22 protein-coding genes are annotated in these 25,079 nt (G+C 57.8%); 12 read left to right on the top strand and 10 right to left on the bottom strand.

Features of this window, described 5'->3' with window-relative positions; all coding sequences use genetic code 11:
* Positions 1–46: 46 nt before the first annotated feature.
* Entirely contained in the window at positions 47–1,384 is a 1,338-nt protein-coding gene (locus tag KGA89_RS11295) for an MFS transporter (RefSeq protein ID WP_223471576.1), read from the top strand.
* A 48-nt stretch (positions 1,385–1,432) separates the two neighbouring features.
* Here KGA89_RS11295 and KGA89_RS11290 read toward each other — a convergent pair whose 3' ends face one another.
* The 4 genes from KGA89_RS11290 to KGA89_RS11275 all read right to left on the bottom strand — a co-directional run bounded on the left by KGA89_RS11290 (position 1,433) and on the right by KGA89_RS11275 (position 5,893).
* Entirely contained in the window at positions 1,433–2,320 is an 888-nt protein-coding gene (locus KGA89_RS11290) for a DMT family transporter (protein ID WP_223471575.1), read from the bottom strand.
* Between the two features lie 96 nt (positions 2,321–2,416).
* Positions 2,417–3,310, bottom strand: coding sequence for a dihydrodipicolinate synthase family protein (locus tag KGA89_RS11285; RefSeq protein ID WP_223471574.1), 894 nt, complete (start codon positions 3,308–3,310; stop codon positions 2,417–2,419).
* Positions 3,311–3,424: 114 nt separating this feature from the next.
* Positions 3,425–4,660 carry an aromatic ring-hydroxylating oxygenase subunit alpha gene (locus KGA89_RS11280; RefSeq protein ID WP_223471573.1) on the bottom strand — a complete coding sequence of 412 codons (1,236 nt, stop codon included), beginning with the start codon at positions 4,658–4,660 and terminating at the stop codon, positions 3,425–3,427.
* A 264-nt stretch (positions 4,661–4,924) separates the two neighbouring features.
* Positions 4,925–5,893, bottom strand: coding sequence for a LysR family transcriptional regulator (locus KGA89_RS11275; protein ID WP_223471572.1), 969 nt, complete (start codon positions 5,891–5,893; stop codon positions 4,925–4,927).
* A 333-nt stretch (positions 5,894–6,226) separates the two neighbouring features.
* On the opposite strand from KGA89_RS11275, the gene proV reads away from it, so the two are divergent.
* The 8 genes from proV to KGA89_RS11235 all read left to right on the top strand — a co-directional run bounded on the left by proV (position 6,227) and on the right by KGA89_RS11235 (position 16,102).
* Entirely contained in the window at positions 6,227–7,387 is a 1,161-nt protein-coding gene (gene proV, locus KGA89_RS11270; RefSeq protein WP_223471571.1) for a glycine betaine/L-proline ABC transporter ATP-binding protein ProV, read from the top strand.
* Positions 7,388–7,481: 94 nt separating this feature from the next.
* Positions 7,482–8,435, top strand: a complete 954-nt coding sequence (gene proW / locus KGA89_RS11265) for a glycine betaine/L-proline ABC transporter permease ProW (RefSeq protein ID WP_223471570.1) — start codon at positions 7,482–7,484, stop codon at positions 8,433–8,435.
* A gap of 58 nt (positions 8,436–8,493) precedes the next feature.
* Positions 8,494–9,522, top strand: coding sequence for a glycine betaine/L-proline ABC transporter substrate-binding protein ProX (proX, locus tag KGA89_RS11260; protein ID WP_223471569.1), 1,029 nt, complete (start codon positions 8,494–8,496; stop codon positions 9,520–9,522).
* Positions 9,523–9,836: 314 nt separating this feature from the next.
* Positions 9,837–11,156, top strand: coding sequence for an NAD(P)/FAD-dependent oxidoreductase (locus KGA89_RS11255; protein ID WP_223471568.1), 1,320 nt, complete (start codon positions 9,837–9,839; stop codon positions 11,154–11,156).
* 140 nt (positions 11,157–11,296) lie between these two features.
* Complete coding sequence (locus tag KGA89_RS11250; RefSeq protein ID WP_223471567.1) at positions 11,297–12,199, top strand: dihydrodipicolinate synthase family protein; 903 nt, start codon at positions 11,297–11,299, stop codon at positions 12,197–12,199.
* 1 nt (position 12,200) lies between these two features.
* On the top strand, positions 12,201–13,691 hold the full coding sequence (locus tag KGA89_RS11245) for an aldehyde dehydrogenase (protein ID WP_223471566.1): 1,491 nt from the start codon (positions 12,201–12,203) through the stop codon (positions 13,689–13,691).
* 99 nt (positions 13,692–13,790) lie between these two features.
* Positions 13,791–15,152, top strand: coding sequence for a dimethylsulfonioproprionate lyase DddP (gene dddP, locus KGA89_RS11240; RefSeq protein WP_223471565.1), 1,362 nt, complete (start codon positions 13,791–13,793; stop codon positions 15,150–15,152).
* A complete protein-coding gene (locus KGA89_RS11235; protein ID WP_223471564.1) occupies positions 15,149–16,102 on the top strand; it encodes a GlxA family transcriptional regulator in 954 nt (317 codons plus the stop codon). Before dddP ends, KGA89_RS11235 begins: the two co-directional genes overlap by 4 nt.
* Positions 16,103–16,160: 58 nt before the next feature.
* Here KGA89_RS11235 and KGA89_RS11230 read toward each other — a convergent pair whose 3' ends face one another.
* The 6 genes from KGA89_RS11230 to KGA89_RS11205 all read right to left on the bottom strand — a co-directional run bounded on the left by KGA89_RS11230 (position 16,161) and on the right by KGA89_RS11205 (position 20,966).
* Positions 16,161–16,409, bottom strand: coding sequence for a transcriptional regulator (locus tag KGA89_RS11230; protein WP_223471563.1), 249 nt, complete (start codon positions 16,407–16,409; stop codon positions 16,161–16,163).
* A gap of 43 nt (positions 16,410–16,452) precedes the next feature.
* Entirely contained in the window at positions 16,453–17,073 is a 621-nt protein-coding gene (locus KGA89_RS11225) for a dimethylsulfonioproprionate lyase family protein (protein WP_223471562.1), read from the bottom strand.
* Between the two features lie 22 nt (positions 17,074–17,095).
* Complete coding sequence (locus KGA89_RS11220; protein WP_223471591.1) at positions 17,096–18,124, bottom strand: Ldh family oxidoreductase; 1,029 nt, start codon at positions 18,122–18,124, stop codon at positions 17,096–17,098.
* Positions 18,125–18,182: 58 nt separating this feature from the next.
* Entirely contained in the window at positions 18,183–19,082 is a 900-nt protein-coding gene (locus KGA89_RS11215; RefSeq protein ID WP_223471561.1) for a glycine betaine ABC transporter substrate-binding protein, read from the bottom strand.
* Between the two features lie 199 nt (positions 19,083–19,281).
* Positions 19,282–20,217, bottom strand: coding sequence for an electron transfer flavoprotein subunit alpha/FixB family protein (locus KGA89_RS11210; RefSeq protein WP_223471560.1), 936 nt, complete (start codon positions 20,215–20,217; stop codon positions 19,282–19,284).
* On the bottom strand, positions 20,217–20,966 hold the full coding sequence (locus KGA89_RS11205; protein WP_027911974.1) for an electron transfer flavoprotein subunit beta/FixA family protein: 750 nt from the start codon (positions 20,964–20,966) through the stop codon (positions 20,217–20,219). Before KGA89_RS11205 ends, KGA89_RS11210 begins: the two co-directional genes overlap by 1 nt.
* Before the next feature lie 211 nt (positions 20,967–21,177).
* Between KGA89_RS11205 and KGA89_RS11200 the strand changes: the two genes are divergently transcribed.
* Genes KGA89_RS11200 through KGA89_RS11190 form a run of 3 tightly spaced genes read left to right on the top strand, consistent with a single transcriptional unit; the run spans position 21,178 to position 24,824 of the window.
* Positions 21,178–23,214, top strand: coding sequence for an NADH:flavin oxidoreductase (locus KGA89_RS11200; protein ID WP_060613982.1), 2,037 nt, complete (start codon positions 21,178–21,180; stop codon positions 23,212–23,214).
* Between the two features lie 59 nt (positions 23,215–23,273).
* Positions 23,274–24,398: an S-(hydroxymethyl)glutathione dehydrogenase/class III alcohol dehydrogenase gene (locus KGA89_RS11195; protein WP_223471559.1), complete on the top strand. Its 1,125-nt coding sequence runs from the start codon at positions 23,274–23,276 to the stop codon at positions 24,396–24,398.
* A gap of 42 nt (positions 24,399–24,440) precedes the next feature.
* Complete coding sequence (locus tag KGA89_RS11190) at positions 24,441–24,824, top strand: VOC family protein (RefSeq protein WP_003203443.1); 384 nt, start codon at positions 24,441–24,443, stop codon at positions 24,822–24,824.
* Positions 24,825–25,079: the final 255 nt, after the last annotated feature.

Below are 25,079 nucleotides of genomic sequence, written 5' to 3'. Positions count from 1 at the left end.
CAAAAACAAAAGAGTTCCCTTAGGGAAACTCGCCTGGAGAAAACTCATGTCTTCCGTATCGATAACCTCTCAAGGTGGCGGCGCCGCAGCCGCGGCCAATGATGAAAAAGCCCTGATCGCCAAAGTGGCATGGCGCCTGATGCCCTTGATCATGGTCTGTTACCTGTTTGCGTTCTTCGACCGCATCAACATCAGCTTTGCCAAGTTCCAGCTGCAAGCCGACCTGAGCCTGAGTGACACCGCCTATGGACTCGGTGCCGGGCTGTTCGTGGTCGGCTACGTCCTGTTCGAGGTGCCCAGCAACATGATGCTGTACAAGGTCGGTGCACGTCGCTGGATCGCCCGCATCATGATGTCCTGGGGGATCGCCACGGCGCTGATGGTGTTCGTGACTGCCGAATGGCAGTTCTACGTCCTGCGCTTCATCATCGGAGCCATGGAAGCGGGCTTCGCCCCGGGCGTGTTGTACTACCTGACCCTGTGGTTTCCACAGAACTACCGGGGACGCATCACCTCCACGCTGTTCCTGGCGTCAGCCTTCGCCGGGCTGATCGGCGCGCCGGTTTCCGGCCTCGTCCTGGGCCATATGGACGGCGTCCTGCAAATGCGCGGCTGGCATTGGCTGTTCCTGCTGGGTGGCATTCCCTGCGTGGGCCTGGGACTGATCGTGCTGTTCACCCTCAAGGACCGGGTCACGGACGCCAAATGGCTGACCGATGCCGAGAAGACCTACCTGGCCAGTCGTATCGCAAGCCAGGAATCCCACAAGCATGGCGGCTCGTTGATGACCGCGCTGAAATTACCGGGCTTCCTGACGCTGGGCCTGATCTACTTCCTCATCCAGGTCGCCTCGTACGGGCTCAATTTCTGGGCACCGCAACTCATTCGCAGCGCCGGCACCGAAAGCCCGACCATCATCGGCCTGCTCACCGCGGTCCCTTACGTCTGCGGCGCCATCAGCATGATCGTGATCGGGCGCTGGTCCGATGCCACCGGCGAGCGACGCAAATTCGTCTGTGGCCTGGTGATCGTCGGCGCCATCGGATTCTTCAGCGCCGGCATCTTTGCCAACCACACCCTGCTGCTGACCATTTCGTTGGCACTGCTGGGTAGCGGCATCATTGCCTCGATCCCGGCCTTCTGGGCACTGCCGCCCAAGCTGTTGGCAGGCGCAGGAGCCGGCGCTGCAGGAGGGATCGCGCTAATCAATACCCTGGGTCAGTTCGGCGGCATCGTCAGCCCGGTGATGGTCGGCTATATCAAGGACATGTCCGGCAGCACCACGCCGGCGCTGTATGTCATCGGTGGCACGTGCATCCTGGCGGGGGCTTTGCTGATGTGGGGCTTGCCGCAATCCTTGAGGACGCTGGACAGGCACCAGTAAACACTCTTTCGAGCCAAGGACGGCTCGCCGTCGGATGCTGCCAGACCACTACCCTTTCGCCTTGATCGCATACATGCCACCGGCAATCACCAGACACGCCCCCACCACCGTCCATGTGTCTGGTAGCTCGCCGAAGACCAACAGGCCAATCAGCGTGGCAAACACCAGCAGCGTGTAGTTGAACGGCTGGAGCGTGGCGGCCGTTGCATACTTCAGTGCCTGGAGAAATAACAGCTGGGCCACCACGCCTGTCGTGGACAGCACCGCAATCAGGCCCCATTGCATCGGGCTCGGCGCCACCCATCCGGGAAGGCCCGACAACGTGACGCTGATCGCGCCGAAGAGGCCCATGTAAAGCATGTTCGTGGCGAACGAATCATGCTGGCTGATCCGACGCGTCAGCACGCTGAAGACCGCGAACCCCAAGGCAGACGCCAGCGGAATCAGGGCGACAAGTTCGAAGACACCGGTGCCAGGCCGAAGGATAACCAGCGTCCCTGCGAAGCCTACGGCGGCGGCAACCCATCGACGCACGCCAATGAACTCACCCAGGAATATCCCGGCCAGCGCCAGTGTCATCAATGGGAACACCGCATACAGGGCATGCATTTCCGCCAGCCCCAGATAGCGCAGCCCCCATCCAAACAGCACGATTTCACCCACCCCGACCAATGCACGGATGACCTGCAGGTAAGGATGACGGCTTCGGCACGCGGTCCGCAGGCTGCCCTGGTAGACGCTATAACCGACAGCGAAAGCCAGGAATACCCAATAGCGCACCATCACCAACTGTGCGACCGGAAGGTCTTTGACCAGCACCTTGGTGATGCCGTCCTGGCTGGCAAACACCAGCATGGAGAGCAGGCACAGGAGAATGCCGAACCGGGGCCTGGGAACCTCGTAGGCGGGTGCGCCGGTGTCCAGTTGATTGCTCATGGGTCATTCCATTTGGAGGGGACTTGCTGCTGCGTGACGACAGCATCATTCACACCCGGCGCGCCATTCGCGTCATCATAAGTCTGGGGCCCATCGTCAGGCGAGGTCAGACTCGAGCGTGATCAACGGCACAAGGGTAGCCTTGAGTACCTCGATTTTGTCAGCGGACAAACGCGCCAAGGGCCGACGTGGATTCCCTGCGCCATAGCCGCTGATCTCGGCGCCGGCATAGACCGACTGCACATAGTCACCCTGCCAGATCAACGACATTACCGGCTCGATCGACCGCCAAATCTCCCGGGCACGTACCCAGTCCTGTTTCATGGCGGCCTCCACCACGGCAACACAAGCGCGTGGGGCCATGTTCGCCCCGCCCCAGATCAAGCCCGCGGCACCGGCGAAGAGCGCGTAGGGCACCAGCGCGTCGGCGCCATTCATCGTCGGCAGGCCCGTGCGGATCAGCGAGGCTTGGCCGGCAAGATCACCACTGCTGTCCTTGACCGACACGAAGTTTGGAATCTCGCTCAACTGGCGAAACAGCGACGGGGTCACTTCTACGCCCACTGCCTGAGGCACGTTGTAGCCTATGATCGGCAACCCCGCCTCAGACACCGTCGAGTAGAAATCGACGATGCCCTGGTCGTCGGTGGGGCCTTCGAAAAACGGTGGCAGCACCATGACGCCATCGGCGCCACATTCACCAGCATGGCGGGTGCGCTGCACCACCTCCTCCGCCAACAAGGCAGACGTTTGCACGATGACGCGAGCACGCCCATTGATGACCTTGGCGCCAAAGGCAACCAGTTGCCTGGACTCTTCCCGGCCCAGGTAGACGTGCATGCCCGTCCCGGAACTCAGGACAAAGCCGTGCACGCCGGCAGCGAGATAGCGCTCGAGCAAGGTCTCAAAGCGTGGATAGTCGATCTTGCCTTGGGCATCGAACGGTGTGGTAACGGCCAGGTTGAGGCCGGAAAAAGCGAATGCGGACATTGGATCGAGCCCCTCTTATTCTTCTTGATCGGACGCACCAACAGCCCTTCCCAGGCTGTTTGTACGCAGTCGCGATGGCCAACGCAGAAAGCGCCGGCCATCGTTACAGGGAAATCAATCCACCGATTTAAGTGGAATCCGGGCCTGGAGGCGCGTCAGCAGGGTTTCGCAGTACCAATCGTCAAACTGGCATACACCATTTTCCGCGATGTCCGAAAAAGGTCCCGGCTCGTAAGTCGGTGAGGTCACACCGGCCTGCGTCCCTTCCACCAGACGACGGTCTTGGTCGTTGGTGGCAAGCCAAACCTTCGTCAACCGGTCAATCTCGTAGTCAACGCCTTCAACAGCGGTATTGGGCACCAGCCATTTGGTGGTCACAAGCGTTTCGCCGGGGCCGATCGGGAGTACCCGGAAGCTCAATGCGTGGTCACCGAGAAAGTGGTTCCAGGTGGACGGGTAATTAAAGTAGAGCAAGGCGCCAATATCCGGCTCGCCGCTTTTATCCAGGCGTCCTGCAACAGCCGGTTTACCATCCATCGTGTAACTCACGGCACCCGCGGAAAGTGGAATGCGTGTCATACGGAAACGGCCATTCGGGTCCATGACAAGCTTGCTGGGCATACCGGCGATTTCGCAGCGATTCCAGTGGGCGGTCAGTTCCGGATCATCTTCGCCCCCGACCCCTGCCACCGAAAGGTTCTCGACAAAAGAGTTCATCAACTCCGGATGGGTACCGTCACAGTGAAAACACTCGCGGTTGTTTTCAAACACGAGCTTCCAGTTACCTTTTTCCACGAGGTTGGACTCGAAAGCCACCTTGCAGTTATCCAGGAAATGGGGGGCGATGAAAGGACTTACAGAATTCCTGAAACTTTCGAACTCAGGCGCCTCATCAGCGACACAGACATAAATGTAAGCATGAACAATTTCACAATGAACAGGTTTCAGGTTGTATTGAGACCTGTCGAAATCGGCCCCCATATTACCGGCAAACAAAAGACTGCCGTCCAGTTCGAACGTCCACTTATGATAAGGACAAACTAATTTAGCGACTTTACCTTGGGCGTGCTCGCAAACTTTAGAGCCACGATGACGACAAGCATTGTGAAAAGCCCGGACTTGGCCACTTTTATCCCTGATGATTAAGACTGGATAATCACCAATCTGCAAGGTCAAGTATTGCCCGGGCTTTTCAAGCTCAAAAGTATGCCCGGCAAAAACCCAGTCCTTGTGCCAGATCTGCTCAAGATCCTGACGAAAAACTTCAGGTTCAATATACAGTTCACGGGGAAGCGCGTGGCGCGCCTTACGCTTTTGAATCAGGTCGATCACGGATGCCTTGGTATTCATTATTATCCTCTACACATCAACCTGACGGTTAATGGCAAGTACGCCCAGAAAACGGTGTCATGGCCAACGAATCCTGCGCGGAAAACCGTCCAACGCAACCGCTGAATACGCATGTTTTAGCCATGTTTAACACAAAGGGTACGACAGCCTATCCAGTCGACAAAACTACATTTTCGTCGCTCAACTGATAACTTAGCGTTATGACCGACTGAATCCAGACAATATTTTGCTTACCATCACCACCGACCGAGAAGACTTAAATACTCATACGCTCCACCTGGAAAACTTTGAAAGAATCCAGTCCCGCACTCTCCGACAGGCATCTTCGTATTCAGTCCTTTCATTACAGGCCACATAATGAAGACTGTTTCGAAGCGTCACCTGATGTTCGACGGGGCGAACGAGCTGCCCTCTCTCGACCATGGCACCGACAAGCTGGTTCCAGCCCAGTGCGACGCCTTGATGGGTCAAGACCATGTTCATGATCAGGTTGTAATCATTGGCATGAAAAATGGGCGGACAGTCGGCAGGACGCTCATCGATATCAACGTTCAGAAACGCCAGCCACACCCCCCAGTCCACATGCTCAGCCACGCCCGACCGTCCATAGGGACTTAGATTGAGTAGCGAAGAATCGCGCACCCCTTCAAGCGAGGTCAATTCGGGATGCATATCCAAAAACGTTGGCGAGCACACCGGGTAGATAATATCGTGGCACAACTGATAACTCTTATACCCATCCCCCACCTTGCTAATCTTTGAGATGATGATGTCCGGTTCTATGCCAGGCTCCATATTCACAAAGTTTTGAGTGGTGATCAGGTTGAACTCAATATCCGGGTTAGTCGCCCGAAACTCTGGAAGATGTTCGGACAGCCATAATGCAGAGAAGGCGGGCGAACAACAAACGGTCAGGATATGTTTCTGCGTCGGAGCGGTACGAATCCTTTCGGCCGCCTGGGCAATATTAACGAACGATAGTTGCGCAGCTTCAAAAAAGATTTTTCCTTCGGCGGTTAGTTCTACCGTGCGCCCGGCACGCATAAACAACTGAGCGCCCAACGACTCCTCAAGCTCTCGAATCTGCCGACTGATCGCTGCTTGCGATACACACAGTGCCTCCGCCGCCCGAGTGAAGCTTTCATATTTAGCGGCGGCGACGAATGCTCGGACAGCCCGAAGGGAAGGCATTCTAAGCAGTAATGTATCGGGGTCAACGTGTCTGCTGAGCATGGTAAGCCCTCATACTCCTATCATCCGCGAAAGCGGCGGAGCGTAACCCAATAGCCTAGCCCAGGCCATACAAAAGCGTCGTGATTGCGCCAAGACGGTCGTTTCGGCGGGCCTCGATAACGTTAGGTTATCCATAAAGCCCTGTAAATGTTGTTGGATTTAAGATCGGGATACTTATAGATTGAAAAAAAGCCCGAGCCCAAGGGCAAACAATAAAAAACAGGTACACGTCATGCGCAAATCTATCTTTTATTACTGCCCGCCTAAATTACCAACGCTCGAGCTCGATTCGATTTCGCGCGCTTGTAGCGTTACACGCAAAGGAGGGACGCGATGACTAGTCCAGACGAAATCATTTCTGTTAAGAACGTTTTTAAAATATTTGGCGCAGAGCCTGAAACGGCGATGAGAATGCTCGCCGCCGGGGCAAGCAAAAAAGAAGTCTTTGAGAAAACAGGCCAGGTCATTGGTGTTTTCGACGCCAGCTTCGCGGTCAAGCGTGGCGAAATCTTTGTGATCATGGGGCTCTCGGGTTCTGGGAAGTCGACGATGGTGCGATTGTTCAACCGCCTTATCGAGCCCACGTCAGGCAGTATTTATCTGAACGGTCGCGAAATTACCGGGCTGGCTGATAAAGCCCTTCTTGATGTCCGCCGCAAAGAGATGGGCATGGTGTTCCAATCCTTTGCCTTGATGCCGCACATGAGCGTTCTGGAAAACACCGCCTTTGGCCTGGAGATTTCCGGCATCAGTGAAAAGGAACGACATAGCCGCGCCAGGGAAGCCCTCGCCCAAGTCGGTCTGGCCGGTCAGGAGCACAGTTATCCGCATCAACTTTCCGGCGGCATGCAGCAACGGGTGGGCCTGGCCCGTGCGCTTGCCAACGACCCGACCATCCTCCTGATGGACGAAGCCTTTTCCGCCCTGGATCCGCTTATCCGCAGCGAGATGCAGGGAGAGCTCATTCGCCTGCAGGCCGAGCAGAAGCGAACCATCATCTTCATTTCCCACGATATTGAGGAAGCTGTTCGTATCGGTCACCGCATCGCGATCATGGAGGGCGGCCAGGTGGTACAGATCGGCACGCCTCAAGAGCTGATCAGTCAACCGGCCAACGACTATGTACGCACCTTCTTCAAAGGCTTCGACAGCTCGCGGATTCTCAAGGCAGGCGACGTGGCCAGGCTCGATCCTGAATGGGTTCGCAAGCTGAACGGCCAAGCGCCACAGTTCAAGGCCGGCCTACCGTTTGGTTACTTGATCGATGAAGGCGGGCAACTGCTCGGGGTGGTGGATATCGATACCAGCGGCGCGGGTAGCAGCACGCATTACACCCAGCACCAACAGCATCCCGTATTTACCGATACCCCCCTGCACGAAGTACTGGAAATCGCAGCCAACCTGCCCTACCCGGTCCCTGTACTCGACCGTTCGGGCGCACTCACCGGGACCCTGTCAAAGAGCGAGTTACTGCAAACGCTGAGCCGCCATTAATACAGGCGCGCCCCTCTACGCTGGCGCGTCCCTGACCTGAAGTACCTGCGGCCTTCATAACGCCGCTGCGGTGATGATGAAGAGGTAAGCCCTGATGTCCGATTTCAGTTTTCTCGACCCGTTTCAAGTCGCCACCATCCCATTGGGTGACTGGGTGGAAAGCAGCCTCAATTTTCTGGTGCACAACTTTCGCGATGTGTTCCGCGCCATCCGCTGGCCGATTGACCAGGTACTGAACGGCGTCGAATACACTCTGCAAAGCATTCCACCCAGCATCGGGATCCTCCTGTCTTCATTGCTGGGATGGCAGCTAGCCGGTAAACGCATGGCGTTGCTGTGCTTTGTGACGCTCACGCTGCTGGGCCTTATCGGTGTCTGGTCCGAATCGATGACCACCCTGGCGCTCGTACTGACGTCGGTGTTCTTTTGCGCCCTGCTGGGTATACCCCTGGGTATTCTCTGCGCCCGCAGTGACAATTTGGAAAAGGTCCTGCGGCCCGTACTCGATGCCATGCAGACATTGCCGGCGTTCGTTTATCTCGTGCCTGTCGTCATGCTGTTCGGCATAGGCAACGTGCCGGGCATCCTTGTGACCATTGTCTTCGCCCTTCCCCCTCTGGTGCGCCTGACGAACCTGGGCATCCGCCAGGTACCGGAGGACAAAATAGAAGCGGCCCGGGCTTTTGGCTGCACACCGCGGCAGATGCTGACCCGCGTTCAGTTACCACTCGCCACGCCAACCATTATGGCTGGACTCAATCAGACCCTGATGCTGTCGCTGTCGATGGTGGTGATCGCTTCGATGATCTCGGTGGGCGGCCTTGGCCAAATGGTCCTGCGCGGCATTGGCCGCCTGGACATGGGCTTGGCCACAGTCGGCGGGACAGGCTTGGTGCTGCTCGCCATCTTCCTTGACCGTTTGACCCAAGCCATGGGCGCGCGCACCGGAGCCGACCCGAGCCTGCGCTGGTATCACACCGGTCCCGTAGGTCTTCTGCTGCGCCTGTTCGGCGCGAAACAGCCTGCGGGGCGAAGCAAGACCGCTTAAACCTTCCTATTCGAATCTGCCGCTCTTGAAGATAAAAACCCAAAAAAGGTACGCGACAATGTCTGAATTAAAGCTTTCCCGCAGCATTCTCAATTGCGCTACAGCCCTTGCCATAGCAGCCATGTCCCTGTGCGCCAACGCCTCGGCGAACCAACCGGGAGACGGGGTAAAGGTCACCCCCATCTTCCCCTCTATTGCTGAAGAACGATTCCGTGGCGAAGTGGCCATGGAAGGTCTTCGAGAGCTGGGTTACAAAGTGGAGGACCCCAAGGAGACCGAGTACGGCGTCATGATGATGGCCCTGGGGAGTGGTGATGCGGACTTTACGGTGCACTTGTGGGACAAATTGCACGATAAGTTCTACCAGCAGGCCGGGGGCGATAAGACCATGGTCAAGGCGGGCGACATCATGCCCGGCGTACTCCAAGGTTATTTGATCGACAAAAAGACTGCTGACGCCCATGGCATCAAATACATCACCGACCTGAAAAAACCGGAAATCGCCAAACTGTTCGACACCAACGGCGACGGGAAAGCAGACCTGACGGGATGCAATCCTGGCTGGGGCTGCGAGCTGGTCATCGCGCACCACATGAAGGCCTACGGCCTCGAAAAAACGGTCACCGTCAACCAGGGTTCTTATTTCGCACTGATGGCGGACACCATCACTCGTTATAAGGAAGGGCAGCCGATTCTCTACTTCACCTGGGTCCCCCAGTGGATCGCCACTGTCTTGGTCGAAGACAAGGACGTGGTATGGCTGGAAGTACCGAAAACCGACTTGCCTGATGGCAACAATGATGTCGACACGATGTACAAGGGCAAGAATCTCGGCTTTGCAGTAGACAAAGTCCAGGCCGTATTGAACAAAGACTTCGCCGAGAAAAATCCGGCGGCCTTGAAGTTCCTTTCGATCATGCAAATTACCACGGCCGACGAAAGTGCCCAGAATTTGAAAATGCAACAGGGCGAGAAAAAACCGGCTGATATCCGTCGTCACGCCAAGGAGTGGGTAGCCGCCCATCGCCAGCAATTTGATGCATGGTTGCAAACCGCTCGCGCTGCTGCGACACAAGCTGAAAATTAATACGAATAAGAGGCGGGACGAGTCGATGACTGGCCCGCCCCTTTAATGACATTCCGTTCCACGTAGAATTTAACGAGTGAAAACCAACCGAAAGACCCGTTTCGATTACTTATAACGGAGGGTTATCTGTTTTCTCCATTAAATGTTGTTGGATATTAAGTAATCACCAGAATAAATTTGGCCCCAGCCCTACAGCCAATTAAAACTGCAAAAAACTTAACCGTGACGACCGCTAAACACTCAGTTCACGTGAAGTTACCAAACACTTTTTTGCATGACTGGCATCGGATCGGTTGAATGAACAGGATCTTGAAATGTTGAAAGTCTCTTCGTTACCTGCCGATGATCAAACTTGCGGGTGGTATCACTTGAGCAAGGGGCGCCAGATCAAGCCCGTCCATCAAGGCCATAGCTGCGCCCGTTGGGTCATTGTCGGTGCCGGCTTCACAGGGCTTGCCGCCGCCCGTCAGCTCGCAACTCATTTCCCCGACGATCAGATCGTGTTGGTTGACGCCCAGGAAGTGGGCTTTGGTACTTCCGGTCGCAATGCCGGGTTCGCGATCGACTTGCCCCATGACATCGCCGCCGAGGATTACATAGGCGACATCGCCACGGCCAAAACAACGCTAAAGCTGAACCTGAGTGGCCTGGGCTATTTAAAAGAGTTGGTTGAACGCCATGGCATCGATTGCCAAATGAAACATTGCGGCAAATATCAGGCCGCCGTTGAACCAAGAGGCATCGCCGTTCTGGAGGCCTATCGTCGCGGACTCGATAAACTGGATCAGCCCTATCAGATGATCGAGGCCAGCGAACTGCCCGAACACATCGGCACGCACTTCTACCGCAAAGCATTATTTACGCCGGGGACTTCTTTGCTCCAGCCTTCAGCGCTTGTAAAAGGCTTGGCTGACAGCCTCCCCAGTAACGTGACGCTGTATGAAAACACTGCGATCACTCATGTGGAGTACGGCACCAAGACCGTGCTCAAGCACGCCGCGGGTTCAATCACCGCCGACAAGCTGATCCTGACCAATAATGCCTTTGGCATGAGTTTTGGCTTCCTTAAGGGCCGAATGCTGCCGGTGTTCACCTACGCCAGTCTGACCCGCCCCATGACCGAGCAAGAACAGGCTCGTCTCGGTGGCAGGCCTTATTGGGGTGTCATTCCTGCGGATCCATTCGGTACCACGGTACGTCGCACACCGGATAACCGTCTTTTGATCCGTAACAGTTTCAGCTTTAACCCGGACGGCCGCAGCGATGCAAAGTATTTGAAACGCTTTGTCGCCCGGCATCAGGCCTCTTTCGAACAACGCTTTCCCATGTTGCCTGAGATGAAGTTCGACTATACCTGGGGCGGCGCACTGGCTCTTTCACGTAACCATATGGGTTATTTCGGCGAACTTTCACCTAACGTCTACGGGGCACTGTGCTGCAACGGATTAGGTGTTACCCGCGGGACGGCGACCGGCAAACTCTTGGCTGATTGGCTGGCCGGTGAACAATCCGAGCTCATTGCTTTCGTCTTGAAATCACCCGGCCCCTGCCCTAACCCACCCGCGCCGCTGGTTTCAGCAGGCGTCAATATAAGTTTGCGCTGGGGACAGTACCGAGCGGGTAAAGAAAGTTGATCCGGTCCGACAATTTGAAGAAGTTGAAGTCGTTCATTTGACTTTCAACAAGCGGCCTCCCTTGGTTTAAAGATTGGCTGCGCTGACTCTATCGAGCTAGCGCCGCTTGATAGGCAGTGACACTAACTGGAGCGAGATTGATGAAATTTGAAGGCATTTACACACCGGCCGTTACGCCCCTGACCTCTGACGGCAGTATCGATAAGACCGCCTTCGCCGACGTCCTGGAGTATCTGGTGGACTCCAAGGTACACGGCATCATTATCGGCGGCTCAACCGGCGAATATTATGCCCACACCGCTCAGGAGCGTTTCGACCTGGCCGCCCAGGCCAAGGACGTGCTGCGCGGCCGTCTGCCGCTGATCGTGGGTACCGGCGCCATCCGCACTGAAGACTCGGTCGCCTACGCCGAAGCGGCGAAGGCCATCAAGGCCGATGCGTTGTTGGTGGGCTCGCCACCCTATGCACTGCCTACGCAAAAAGAGATCGCCCTGCATGTCAAGGCGGTGGACCGCTCCGCCGGTCTCCCCATCATGCTTTACAACTATCCAGGCCGCATGGGTGTGAGCATGGGCGAGGCGTTCTTTGATGAGGTCCGCGATGTGAAAAACATCGTCGCCATCAAGGAAAGCTCCGGTGACATGGCCCAGATGCACCGTTTGGCCTGCAAATACCCGCACATTGCCCTGTCTTGCGGTTGGGACGATCAAGCCCTGGAGTTTTTCGCCTGGGGCGCCCGCAGTTGGGTGTGTGCCGGTTCCAACTTCATTCCCCGCGAGCATGTCGCGCTATACGAGGCCTGCGTTGTCGAGAAAGACTTCGACAAAGGCCGTCGCATCATGGCAGCGATGATGCCGCTGATGGACTTTCTGGAAGGCGGGAAATTTGTCCAGTCCATCAAGTACGGCTGTGAACTGAACGGTTTGAGCACCGGTGGCCTGCGCGCCCCTCTGCACGGCCTGGACCCTGAGGAAAAGCAGGCGCTGCAAGGCGTCGTCACCGAACTCAAGCGCAACATCGCGCAGATCACTGGAGGTGCCTGAAATGGCTGATTTACTGACCAAGGAACAGTACGCGGCCATCGCCGCCCAGTTGAAATTCCCTACCCAGGCATTCATCAACGGCGAGTTCCGTGACGCACTCTCTGGAAAAACCTTCATCACGACGAACCCTGCCACGGGTGAACAGCTTGCAGAGATAGCGGCGTGCGATACCCGTGACGTCGACGTAGCCGTGGCTGCCGCCAAACAAGCGTTCGAGGATGGTCGCTGGCATAAGCTGTCACCCGGCGCACGTAAGCAGGTGCTCCTGCGTTTCGCCCAATTGCTGGAAGACAACGCCCACGAGCTCGCCGTGCTGGAAAGCCTGGACAGTGGCAAGCCAGTCAGCGAATGCCAGAACGTCGATGTGCCCGACACCATCCATACCCTGCGCTGGCATGCGGAGTTGATCGACAAGGTGTACGACAGCACCGCGCCGACCGGCCACGGTGCGGTAACTATGGTGGTGCGCGAAGCGATCGGTGTCGTTGGTCTGGTCCTGCCGTGGAACTTCCCCTTGTTGATGCTGGCCTGGAAGATTGGCCCGTCCTTGGCGGCCGGCTGTTCCATCGTGGTCAAGCCGGCCAAGGAAACCACCCTGACCGCGCTGCGTGTTGCCGAGCTGGCCCATCAGGCCGGCATTCCGGCAGGCGTATTCAATATTACCCCTGGCGGTGGCCGGGAGGCTGGCGAGGCAATCGGTCGGCACATGGATGTGGCGATGGTCAGCTTCACCGGTTCGACCGACACGGGCCGGTTGTTCCTCAAGTACGCGTCCGAGTCGAACCTCAAGCGCGTGGTGCTGGAACTGGGGGGTAAAAACCCCGCCGTGGTGATGAATGACTGCGAAGACCTCGATCAAGTCGCCCAGTACGTGACGGCCGGGGCTTTCTGGAACATGGGCGAGAACTGCTCGGCCTCCTCACGGCTGATTGTCCATAAAGACGTCAAGGATCAATTGTTGCAATTGATCAGCAAACATCTGCGCGACTGGAAAATGGGTGACCCACTGGATCCTGAAAATCGCCTCGGCGCCATGATCAGCAAAACCCATTTCGACAAGGTTCGTTCTTATCTGGAATACGCAGCCGAGCACAAACTCAATGTGATGCAAGGGGGCGAGACCGAGTCCGGTGTGTTCGTGCAGCCGACGATCATCGACGGCGTCGAACGTGACAGTCGCCTGTTTATCGAGGAGATCTTCGGGCCGGTATTGAGCGTGACCAGTTTCAGTACCCTCGACCAAGCCATCGAGCTTGCCAACGACACGGTCTACGGCCTGGCGGCATCCGCCTACACCGGCAGCCTGCGTAACGCTTTGCGCCTGTCGCGGGAGATTCGTGCGGGCGTGGTCACGGTCAACTGTTTCGGTGAAGGCGACGCCTCCACGCCGTTCGGCGGCTACAAGGAGTCTGGCTTTGGTGGTCGCGACAAATCCGTCTGGGCTCATGATCAGTACACCGAGCTGAAGACCATCTGGATCGATGCTTCGTAACCTGATCGAGCACGGGCTGTACTGACAGCGTTCAGCACACCGGTCACCGCTCCACGCAAGCGGTGATCGGATTAGGTGTTCAAGCGTATGGATCCCATCATGACAACTTCACCTTTTTCGATTCCAGCCAATGCTCGGCGCATCGACCCGGCCAGGCAGCGTGCAACTGCATTAAAAAAAGATGGCTCGGTCAATGACAACGACCGCGTCGAAATAGGCCCCACTCCCCTGGCGTTCGCGGAGTGGGAGCGTTTGGGCCTGGAGCCGCCCCATTTGCCCACCCTGCGTACGTACCGATTGCAACGGATCGTGGATCAGTTGGTCGCCCGCGACTTGGGGGGGATTCTGTTATTCGATCCACTGAATATCCGCTACGCGACCGATACCACCAACATGCAGTTATGGACGACCCATAACCCCGCACGGGCATGCTTCGTCGCCGCCAGCGGGCATGTTGTTTTGTGGGATTTCCATGGCTGCGATCACCTTTCCGCCCACTTGCCGCTAGTTACAGAATTGCGCAGCGGCGCATCTTTTTTCTTTTTCGAGACCGGCGAGCACACGGATCGACACGCCAGGCATTTCGCCGCACAGATTGACGAGTTACTGCGCCAACACGCCGGAGCCAACCGCCGGCTTGCGGTCGATCGAATCGAAGTCGTCGGCGTGCGCGCATTGGATGCCCTGGCGATCGAGATTTGCAGCGGCCAGGAAGTGACCGAGTTCGCGCGCATGATCAAGGGACCGGAGGAAATCAAGGCGATGCGCTGCGCGGTGGCTTCGTGCGAAGCTTCAGTGGCTGAAATGCACCAGGCAATGCGCGCTGGCGTGACCGAGAACGATGTCTGGGCCGCCCTGCACGCCGGCAATATCCGCCGTGGTGGCGAATGGATCGAGACCCGGATCCTCAGTTCCGGTCCTCGCACCAACCCCTGGTTCCAGGAGTCAGGCCCACGAGTGTTGAGCGACGGCGACCTGCTGTCGTTCGACACGGATCTGATCGGCACCTACGGCATGTGCGTGGACATGTCCCGCAGTTGGATTTGCGGAGGGCTGGAGCCCACGGCCGAACAGAAACGCCTGTATCGAATTGCCCATGACCATATCACCCACAACACCGAACTGATCAAACCTGGTGTGCGCTTCACGGAACTGACCGCCAAGGCGCATCGGCTACCCGAGCCCTGCCGCGCCCAGCGGTACGGCGTGCTGTTCCATGGTGTCGGCCTGTGCGACGAGTACCCCAGTATCCGCTACCCCGAGGACCTGGAATCCTACGGATACGAGGGCGAGCTGCAAGCAGGCATGGTCCTGTGTGTCGAAGCGTACGTGGGTGAAGTGGGCGGCCGCGATGGCATCAAGTTGGAGAACCAATTACTGGTCACTGAAACCGGCTATGAATTACTCACCCGCTACCCTTTCGATGACAGTTTCCTGCGGGATACGAAGCACACCTCATGAACCAGATGATTGAGCCCCAGAAAATATCGAGCGTGGGATTCCTGTTGCTCGATAACTTTTCCCTGACCTGTTTCACCCAATGCCTGGACGTGCTGGTAACCGCCAACCTCATCCAGCCCGGATCGATAAAAGTCCATACTTTCAGTCGAAACGACTCTGAAGTGATCAGCGATTTGGCAATCCCTATCAGGCCAGACACACCGTTGACCGATATCAGAATCGCGGCACTGGACTTGATGGTTGTCTGCGGCGGGCTACGCACGCCCAGGGTACTCCCCAACGGGCTGATAACGCTTCTGACCAAGCTTGCGAACATGCCCATTGCGCTCGGTGGTTTATGGAACGGCGCCTGGTACCTGGGCAAGGCAGGACTGCTGGATGGTTATCGATGCGCCATTCATGCCGAACAACGTATGGCATTGTCAGAGTGTGCACCCAAGACAACGGTGACGTTGGACACGGTGGTGTTCGACAGGGACCGGCTCACCGCGTCAAACCCTGCCGGCGCGTTTCAAATCATGATGAAGTGGCTTTACGCCGCGCTCGATCAGAACCTCGCGGATGCCGTGTTTGAACTGTTGGATCATGAATCTCGATTCCGTACCTCGGCAAAGGTGCTGGACCGCAAAGTCAGTGCATCCTTGCGAGAAGTCATTGCATTGATGGAGTGCAATCTTGAAGAACCATTAGGCCTGGATCTGCTCGCCCAATGCGTTCAACTTTCCAAGCGCCAGATCCAACGTCTGTTTCGAAAACAAATCAATATGTCTCCCCAACGGTATTATCTGGAGCTACGACTGACCGAGGCACGACGCCTGCTACAGAACTCCAGGTTGAGCGTCACTGATGTCGCCATCGCCTGCGGCTTCGTTTCTACCCCGCACTTCAGCAAGTGCTACAGCACCCTCTTCGGCTGTCCGCCTTCAAAGGAAAGTCGTTACGAAATATAGCGTCTGCTGACAAGGCGCCGGGTATTTTCCTGGAAACGTTTCTCCTGTCTCGCGCCTATCAAGACACACCGTTGCTACCGCAATCTTTGCAAAGCCGTCGCGTGATACTGTGGCGTTTCGTGTCTTTGTCCAACAGTTCGACCGCTACAAACTCTTCGATACCCGCCCCGGCCTCAACCTTCTCAATAAACGTCAGAATGGCCTTTTTCATGAACCAGTGGGAGGTGCGGTCCAATTTGGCTGACGCCGACTTCAGCCTCGCCCGCGTTTCTTCGTTCAACTTTACGCCTTGCGTGGTGACCTTCATCTTGCCTCCTCCGAATGGCGAGCTCATTGATTCTTGTAACGAGTCACTCATGCATCAAGCCCCACAGTGCCAGAAGTGGAACATCCGTCGACTTCATTGCATGGACACAGGATGGCGGATTGAATACAAGGCCCCCTGCCCCGGGACTCCACCATCCCACATCCTCCCGATACCACTCCCCTGGCGACAGAACGAGATAGAACTCGGCGGGCGGGTGTTGGTGATAGGGGTAGCAGGTCTCGGGCATCATGAGCGCCAACCCCAAGGTCAAGGTAGTACATTCAAATAATCCACCCGGGCCGGCGATCATCCCGTGGCGATGACGCTCCACGAACGCGCCGTCCTGGTCGGCCCGGGCTTGGCGGTTTATCCAGGTGACATGGGGCAGGAGCGCGCCTAATGCGTCGCGTATCGACACTAAGTGCTCGTTGGCGCTTGGCGCAGCGCCGAGCGCCTCGGATAAATGCCCCTCCAGGAAACCCGGCAGCGCATTTGAAGTTTCCGCCGTCTTCCTGATCGTCCATAGGGCCGTAGCAAGAGATGCGATATGTGCTTGCGCCTTATCGCTGGCATTGCCTGACAGGACGTCCTGAAGCGAACGCCTGAGCACGTCGCCGCTGCTGATAATGTCCTGGTCCCACGATGGGTCTTCAGTGCTGTTCATCATCGTTTTCGATCCCATTGGCTTATAGACGGCTCAGCTGTTCCAACAGGTCTACGGGAACACTGATCCCATCATTCTGTGCGGTGAGCGTTGAGTGTTGCCGTTCCCATCCCGGCCTGTGGACGCCCATCTGCGTCAGGCGGGCCAGTTGGCTTGAGAGCCGCTGCTCGAATCCCGTTGAAAAGAATTCCGGCGCCAGGAGCAGGATCAACAGGCCACAGCCAGGCGTCTGGTTTCCCTGGTTGAAATCCGGCGCATCCAACGACCAATTGGCCCCCGTGAGCCCCGCCGATAAAACCTCGACCATGAGCATCAGATTGGCCCCACGATGTCCGCCAAAAGGCAGCAGCGCACCGCTCAACGCCGCCAAGGCATTACGTGTGCCGTTGCCCTGTTGGTCCACCGCCCAACCGTCAGGGATGTCGCTGCCCGTCGAAGCGGCGTGGGCGATATTCACGAATGCCGCGGCACTGCACGCCTGGTCGAACATCAGCGGGATGCCGTCGGCTGAGGGCGCGGAAAATGAAAGCGGATTGGTCGAGTAGGTCTTGCCCTTGGCACCAGGAACGGCGACCAGGGCCGGCCCGTTTGCGACCGCCAATGCAATCAGCCCGGCCTGGGCAAACCGCAACGTGTAGTCACCCAGTTCACCGCTGGTGAAACTGTTGCACTGGCTCAGCGTTGCCATACCATTGGCGTGCGCGGCATGGCACAGCGAATCGAAACAGCGATCGACACCCAGTTGGGCAATTCCGCCTTGGGCATCGGACTTGAAGATAATCGCGCCAGCGCGGGAGATGCGTGGTTCGGCACGTGGATTGATTCGTCCGGAAGAAAAGCCCGGCAAGTAATCGGCGAGGTGGCGAAACCCCACGGCCTGGTTACCGCGCGCTTGCGCAGCCACGGTGGCGTGAGCCAATGAGAGGGCAACCGCGGGTGAGCAGCCCTTCGATTCACAGAGATGCTTCACCCAGTCGACCGCCTCATCCAGGGTAAAGCGACGATAGGCTGTGGTTTTCAAGGGTATCGCCTGAATGTTCGTTCGATGCATCCGATGCCCTTCACGCAGGACATCGGACTGCAACTCAACTATTGAATAGCAGCAGCCATCACTGGGACGGTGTGACGGAGGCGGTCTGACTGCCGAACATCGCCTCGAAGCGAGGCTTGTTGGCGGCGTAGTACTCTGCAACGACCTTGTCTGCCGAACTGTCACGGGCGGTGGACATCAACTTCTCAAGGTCAGCCTTGGGGATCTTGAAGTTGGCGAAGAACCGGGCGACATCAGGATGCTCGGCGCTGAAGCCTTTGCGGGCAACCGCATGGATTTGCTCAGCACCACCGAAAATCTGCTTCGGATCATCCAGGTAGCGCAGCGGCCACTTGGCGAACATCCAGTGGGGACTCCAGGCGTTGATCAACGACCATTTGTCACGCTTGATGTTGCGATCCAGCTCGCTCAGCATTCCAGACTCTGAAGAGGCGACCATCTTGTAACCATCGAGCTTATATTCCTTGATGGCCTTTTCCGTCAGCTTGTACTGACCATTGCCCACTTCCGACGTCAGGATCTTGCCGCCCAGTTTTTCCCGTACTTCAGGCTTGTTGAGGTCTTCGACACTGGCGATCTCGCTGGTCGGAATGGACGTTGGCACGGCCATGCCGATCCGACCTTCATACAGCACGCCGAGGTCTTCGAGCTTGTCCTGATATTTGTCGTAGAACGCCTTGTGAGTGCTCGGCAGCCAGACCATCGGAATCAGGTCGATATTGCCGTTAGCCAGGGCCTGGAACTGAATGCCGATATCGGCGAGTACCAATTTGACCGGTTGCTTCAAGTGGTCACGCAATGCCGTATCTGCCAGCTTTACAGCGATTTCCGTATCCGACCAATTCACCCATCCAATACGGATAGGCGTGGGTTCCTCGGCGTGAACCGTCAGGCTACCGGCGGCCATCGCCAGGCCAGCAAGCCAGCCGATACAAGTTTTACTGGATAACGTAATCATGGTGCATCTCCGCATACTGTATTAATAGTTATTGGCAGGGCAGCAGAAGAATTAACGTTCCCTCATCAAAGCAGAGCCATTACACCCTCGAGGGATCTTATGTTGTGCATGGATAAATTCTAGTTATGGGGAAACCCTTCATGTATTCCGGTGGCTCGGCCCTCCTCCGCCCTTTGGCGGAACTTATAAATGTAAGCACTCACAATGCTTTTTCGAGCGCCGGCAAGGCCTCGAACAAGTCCGCCACCCACATGTAATCCGCCACCTGGGCAATCGGCGCCTCGGCGTCCTGGTTGATCGCAACAATGACCTTCGAGCCACTCATGCCCGCCAAATGTTGAATGGCGCCGCTGATACCCGCAGCGATGTATAGCTCTGGCGCGACGATTTTCCCCGTCTGCCCGACCTGCAAATCATTGGGGGCAAAACCCGAGTCCACCGCGGCACGCGAGGCCCCTACGGCACCACCGAGCTTGTCGGCCACACGCTCGATCAAGGCGAAATGTTCCTTGGATTGCATGCCGCGGCCACCGGAAACAACGACGCGGGCACTCGACAAATCGGGCCTTTCACTGGCCGTCAGTTGTTCGCTCACGAAACGCACGTTGCTTGCGCTTTGCCCGCCCTCCACCGCCACCACTTCGCAACGATGTTCATGGGACAAGGCCTGGGTGAACGCCGAGGCACGAACGGTCAGCAACTTGATCGGGTCAAGGGACTGCACCGTGGCGATGGCATTGCCGGCATAAATGGGACGCTGGAAGGTGTCCGCCGAAACGATGTGGGTGACGTCGGAGAGCATGCCGACATCCAGGCTGGCCGCGACCCGCGGCAACACATTGCGGCCCATGCTGCTGGCGTCGGCAACGACGTGCGTATACCCCTCGGCCACCAGTGAAGTGATCAGCGGTTGGGCATTTTCAGCCAGGGCGTTTTCGAACATCGCACCTTGTGCGAGCAGCACCCGGCCCAGGCCCTGGGTCAGTGCTGCCTGTTGCGCCACTGCCGACGCGTCCGTCCCGCCCATCACCAGCAAATCCGTCTCGGCACCCAGCGCCATGGCGGCGGTCACGGCACTCCACGTACCCGCCGTCAGCTCACCTGCACTGTGCTCGGCGATCACCAATGTGCGCATCAAATCACCCCCGCAACGTTTTTCAGTTTATCCACCAGCTCGGCCACCGAACCGACGTTGATGCCCGCTTTGCGCACCGCAGGCGGGACAACCCCTAACAATCGAGCGTGTTCCTTCACGCTCGCGCCCAAGGTGTCAGCAGCAATGATTTCAAGCGGTTTTTTCTTGGCTTTCATGATGTTCGGCAACGAGGCGTAGCGCGGTTGGTTCAGGCGCAAATCACAGGTCACCACGGCCGGCATGGCGAGGGCGAGCACCTGGCTGCCACCGTCGACCTCACGCTCGACCACCCATTGCCCGTCGTCGTGATTGATTGCCGAGGCGTAAGTGGCCTGACCGCTGCCAATCAGCTGCGCGACCATTTGCCCGACCTGGTTGTTCTCCTGGTCGATCGCCTGTTTGCCGAACAGGATCAGTTGCGGCTTTTCCTGATCGATCACTTTGCTCAGGTACTTGGCGACGTTGAGCGGCTCGAGCAGCTCACTCGTCTCGACCAGCAGCGCCCGGTCCGCGCCGAGTGCCAATGCCGTGCGCAGTTGCTCCTGGGCGGCCGAAGTGCCCACCGAGACCACCACCACTTCGGATACCAGCCCCTTCTCCTTGAGGCGAATCGCCTCTTCCACCGCGATTTCGCAGAACGGATTCAAGGCCATCTTCACGCCATTGAGCTCGACGGCTGAACCGTCGGCTTTCACCCGGACTTTCACATTCGGATCGATGGCGCGTTTTACCGCAACGAGCACTTTCATAGTTCTTTGCATAGCCCCCTTGCACTCTGGATCGATGCGGGATGACCGACCGGATACGCCGGATCCCCCCTGTTTCGACTGGATGGTAATCCTGGTTTTTCCACCACGCAAGAAAAATGTACACCTGTGTCTCAATCGTTGACACACATGAACATTCGACATACCGTTATGTCAAACCAAGCCTGATGTTCTGTTCCCGGAGCGCAACACCATGTCCAGCGATCCTCTGCTGCAGCCCTATAAGATCAAACACCTGACCCTCAAGAACCGGATCATGACCACCTCCCATGAGCCCGCTTATCCTGTCGACGGCATGCCGAAGGATCTGTACCGCGCCTACCACGTTGAACGTGCCAAGGCTGGTGTGGCGCTGACCATGACGGCGGGCTCCGCCGCCGTTTCCCGGGACAGCCCGCCGGTGTTCAACAACGTGCTGGCGTACAAGGATGAAGTGGTCAAATGGATGAAGGACCTGACCGACGAATGCCACGAACACGGCGCGGCGGTGATGATCCAGCTGACCCACCTGGGACGGCGCACACGCTGGGACAAGGCCGACTGGCTCCCGGTCGTCTCGCCTTCCCATCGTCGCGAAGCGTCCCACCGGGCCTTCCCGAAAAAGATGGAAGAATGGGACATCGACCGGATCATCAAGGATTACGTGGACGCCGCCGAGCGCATGAAGGCCGCCGGTCTCGATGGGTTGGAATTGCAGGCCTACGGGCACCTCATGGATCAGTTCTGGTCGCCACTGACCAACGATCTCGACGGGCCCTACGGTGGTTCGCTGGAAAACCGGATGCGCTTCACTTTTGATGTGTTACGCGGCATTCGCCAGCGTTGTGGCGAGGATTTCCTGCTCGGGGTGCGCTACACCGGCGATGAAGACCTGCCCGGCGGCTTCGGTGCCAGCGATGGCCTGCAGATCTCCCACATGCTCAAGGACAGTGGGCTGGTGGACTTCCTCAACGTCGTTCGCGGACACATCGATACCGATGCCGGCCTCACCGACGTGATTCCGATCCAGGGCATGCGCAACTCGCCGCACCTGGATTTCGCCGGCGAGATTCGTTCGGCCACCGGTTTCCCGACGTTCCATGCTGCCAAGATCCCGGACGTCGCCACGGCGCGACACGCCATCGCCTCCGGCAAGGTGGACATGATCGGCATGACACGCGCGCACATGACCGACCCGCACATCGTGCGCAAGATCATCGAAAAGCGTGAAGAAGAAATCCGTCCCTGCGTCGGCGCCAACTATTGCCTGGACCGCATCTATCAGGGCGGAGCTGCGTATTGCATCCACAACGCCGCCACTGGCCGCGAAACCACCATGCCCCACGAAATCCCCAAGGCGGCTGTCAAGCGCAAGGTGGTGGTGATCGGCACCGGCCCGGCGGGCCTGGAGGCGGCACGGGTGGCCGGCGAACGTGGCCACGACGTCACGGTGTTCGAAGTGGCGGATCAGCCCGGTGGGCAGATCCGCCTGACTGCCCAGAGCGAGCGTCGCCGCGAAATGATCAGCATCATCGACTGGCGCATGGCGCAATGCGAACGGCTGGGCGTGAAGTTCCATTTCAACACCTGGGCCGAAGCCGAGACCGTCATGGCCGAGGCGCCGGACGTGGTGATCGTCGCCACCGGCGGTTTGCCCCATACCGAGGTGCTCAAGCACGGCAATGAACTGGTGGTGTCGACCTGGGACATCATTTCCGGCGACGTCAAGCCCGGCCAGAACGTGCTGATCTTCGACGACGCCGGCGACCATGCGGCGTTGCAGGCGGCCGAGGTCATCGCCAACAGCGGTGCAAAACTGGAGATCGTCACGCCGGACCGGTCGTTTGCGCCGGAGGTGATGGCGATGAACCTGGTGCCTTACATGCGCAGCCTGCAAGACCTGAACGTCACCTTCACGGTCACCTATCGGGTCGACTCCGTGGAGAAGCGCGACGGTCAGTTGGTGGCCAACTTCGGCAGCGATTACGGCCAGGTGCACAAGCAGCGCGTGGTCGATCAGGTGGTGGTCAACCACGGCACCCTGCCCCTGGACGATTTGTACTTCGAACTGCGCTCACATTCGAGCAATAACGGCGCGGTGGAACAACACGATCTGATCGCCGGTAAAACCCAGAATATCGTGACCAACCCGCAGGGCCGTTTCCAGTTGTTCCGGATCGGCGACGCGGTGTCGGCGCGCAATACCCACGCGGCCATCTACGATGCGCTGCGGCTGGTCAAGGACATCTGAAGTCATGCCCCTGATCCTGGATCAGGGGCCATTTTTCCTATTCGACACGAGGCTCTTCCATGTCAGCACAGACCTTGAAATCAAGGGCTGCGGTCGCATTCGCGCCCAATGAACCGTTGCGGTTGGTCACCATTGATGTAGCGCCGCCCAAGGCCGGTGAAGTCCGGGTTCGCATCATCGCCACTGGCGTTTGCCATACCGACGCTTTCACCCTTTCGGGCAGCGATCCCGAAGGCATTTTCCCCACGGTGCTGGGGCATGAAGGTGGTGGTGTCGTCGAGTCCATCGGCGAAGGCGTGACGTCGCTGCAAGTCGGCGACCATGTGATCCCGCTCTACACCGCTGAATGTCGGCAGTGCAAATTCTGCCTATCCGGCAAGACCAACCTCTGCCAGGCCGTCAGGGCCACCCAGGGCAAAGGCTTGATGCCCGATGGCACCTCGCGTTTTTCCTATGAAGGCCAACCGCTGTTCCATTACATGGGCTGCTCGACTTTTTCCGAATACACGGTGCTGCCGGAAATTTCCCTGGCGAAGATTTCAAAAGACGCGCCGCTGGATCAGGTTTGCCTGCTCGGCTGCGGGGTGACCACGGGGATTGGCGCGGTACTCAACACGGCAAATGTCGAAGCGGGTGCCAGCGTGGCGATCTTCGGGTTGGGCGGTATCGGCCTGGCCGCGATCATCGGCGCAAAAATGGCCAATGCCGGACGCATCCTGGCCATCGATATCAACCCAGCCAAGCGCGACGTTGCCCTGTCATTGGGCGCAACGGACTTCATCAACCCCAAGGACGATGACCGCCCCATCCAGGACGTCATCGTCGAACTCACCGACGGTGGCGTGGATTACTCCTTCGAATGCGTCGGCAATGTGCAACTGATGCGCGCGGCGCTGGAGTGCTGCCACAAGGGTTGGGGCGAGTCGATCATCATCGGTGTGGCCGGTGCCGGCCAGGAAATCAGCACCCGCCCGTTCCAGCTTGTCACCGGTCGCGTATGGCGCGGCAGCGCCTTCGGCGGCGTGAAGGGCCGCACCGAGCTCCCCAGTTATGTAGAGAAGGCCAGCCGCGGGGAAATCCCGCTGGAAACCTTCATCACCCACAACATGCCCCTGGACAAGATCAACGACGCCTTCGAGTTGATGCTCAGCGGGCAAAGCATTCGCACCGTCATTCATTTCTGAGCGCCGGTCGATCGTCCAACTACCCATAGAAAGGAAACCAAGATGTCTGTTTTTACCCATGTCACCGTCGGCACCAACAACCTGGCAAAAGCACGTGCGTTTTATGATGCCACCTTGAAAGAGATCGGCCTCAAGCGTGTTGCCGATCTCAACGAGGCCGGTTCCATCTGGGGCGTCGATAAGCCTTCGTTCTTTGTACTCAACCCGGCCAATGGCAGTCCGGCGACCATTGGTAACGGTGTTACGGTGAGCTTCGAGGCACCGAACCGTGCTGCGGTTCTGGCGTTCCATACGGCTGCATTGGCGAACGGTGGCGTATGTGAAGGCCTGCCAGGCCCGCGTGGCTGGGCGGACAATGCCTATGCGGCTTATGCTCGGGATCTGGATGGGAACAAGCTGGCGGTGTATTGCTTCAAGGCTGAATAGGATTTGAGGTTGGCTTGAGGAAAACGGCGCCTTTCGTTTTTTGGAGGAGTGCCGTTTTTTATCTGGGGGTGGGGTTGCTCGCGAAAGCGGTGTCACAGTCAATGAATATGTTGGATGTGCTGGCCTCTTCGCGAGCAAGCCCGCTTGTGTCTTGCGCTGCGATTAGACTGAAGGTGAGAGCGGTGGGCGGCAAGCTGAACGCCCGAAGTGCTTAAAGCACGTGTGGGAGCCCATGCTGCCACTCACCTCTCCACT

The organism is Pseudomonas sp. A-RE-22 (assembly GCF_019956035.1).
Classification (GTDB): Bacteria; Pseudomonadota; Gammaproteobacteria; order Pseudomonadales; family Pseudomonadaceae; genus Aquipseudomonas; species Aquipseudomonas brassicacearum.
Note: the sequence above shows the minus strand (reverse complement) of the source record. Positions and strands in the feature narration are given on the sequence as shown.

Coding starts and splice junctions, on each gene's coding strand:
- KGA89_RS11295 (WP_223471576.1), top strand. CDS start 47: ATGTCTTCCGTATCGATAACCTCTCAAGGTGGCGGCGCCGCAGCCGCG.
- KGA89_RS11290 (WP_223471575.1), bottom strand. CDS start 2,320: ATGAGCAATCAACTGGACACCGGCGCACCCGCCTACGAGGTTCCCAGG.
- KGA89_RS11285 (WP_223471574.1), bottom strand. CDS start 3,310: ATGTCCGCATTCGCTTTTTCCGGCCTCAACCTGGCCGTTACCACACCG.
- KGA89_RS11280 (WP_223471573.1), bottom strand. CDS start 4,660: ATGAATACCAAGGCATCCGTGATCGACCTGATTCAAAAGCGTAAGGCG.
- KGA89_RS11275 (WP_223471572.1), bottom strand. CDS start 5,893: ATGCTCAGCAGACACGTTGACCCCGATACATTACTGCTTAGAATGCCT.
- proV (WP_223471571.1), top strand. CDS start 6,227: ATGACTAGTCCAGACGAAATCATTTCTGTTAAGAACGTTTTTAAAATA.
- proW (WP_223471570.1), top strand. CDS start 7,482: ATGTCCGATTTCAGTTTTCTCGACCCGTTTCAAGTCGCCACCATCCCA.
- proX (WP_223471569.1), top strand. CDS start 8,494: ATGTCTGAATTAAAGCTTTCCCGCAGCATTCTCAATTGCGCTACAGCC.
- KGA89_RS11255 (WP_223471568.1), top strand. CDS start 9,837: ATGTTGAAAGTCTCTTCGTTACCTGCCGATGATCAAACTTGCGGGTGG.
- KGA89_RS11250 (WP_223471567.1), top strand. CDS start 11,297: ATGAAATTTGAAGGCATTTACACACCGGCCGTTACGCCCCTGACCTCT.
- KGA89_RS11245 (WP_223471566.1), top strand. CDS start 12,201: ATGGCTGATTTACTGACCAAGGAACAGTACGCGGCCATCGCCGCCCAG.
- dddP (WP_223471565.1), top strand. CDS start 13,791: ATGACAACTTCACCTTTTTCGATTCCAGCCAATGCTCGGCGCATCGAC.
- KGA89_RS11235 (WP_223471564.1), top strand. CDS start 15,149: ATGAACCAGATGATTGAGCCCCAGAAAATATCGAGCGTGGGATTCCTG.
- KGA89_RS11230 (WP_223471563.1), bottom strand. CDS start 16,409: ATGAAGGTCACCACGCAAGGCGTAAAGTTGAACGAAGAAACGCGGGCG.
- KGA89_RS11225 (WP_223471562.1), bottom strand. CDS start 17,073: ATGAACAGCACTGAAGACCCATCGTGGGACCAGGACATTATCAGCAGC.
- KGA89_RS11220 (WP_223471591.1), bottom strand. CDS start 18,124: ATGCATCGAACGAACATTCAGGCGATACCCTTGAAAACCACAGCCTAT.
- KGA89_RS11215 (WP_223471561.1), bottom strand. CDS start 19,082: ATGATTACGTTATCCAGTAAAACTTGTATCGGCTGGCTTGCTGGCCTG.
- KGA89_RS11210 (WP_223471560.1), bottom strand. CDS start 20,217: ATGCGCACATTGGTGATCGCCGAGCACAGTGCAGGTGAGCTGACGGCG.
- KGA89_RS11205 (WP_027911974.1), bottom strand. CDS start 20,966: ATGAAAGTGCTCGTTGCGGTAAAACGCGCCATCGATCCGAATGTGAAA.
- KGA89_RS11200 (WP_060613982.1), top strand. CDS start 21,178: ATGTCCAGCGATCCTCTGCTGCAGCCCTATAAGATCAAACACCTGACC.
- KGA89_RS11195 (WP_223471559.1), top strand. CDS start 23,274: ATGTCAGCACAGACCTTGAAATCAAGGGCTGCGGTCGCATTCGCGCCC.
- KGA89_RS11190 (WP_003203443.1), top strand. CDS start 24,441: ATGTCTGTTTTTACCCATGTCACCGTCGGCACCAACAACCTGGCAAAA.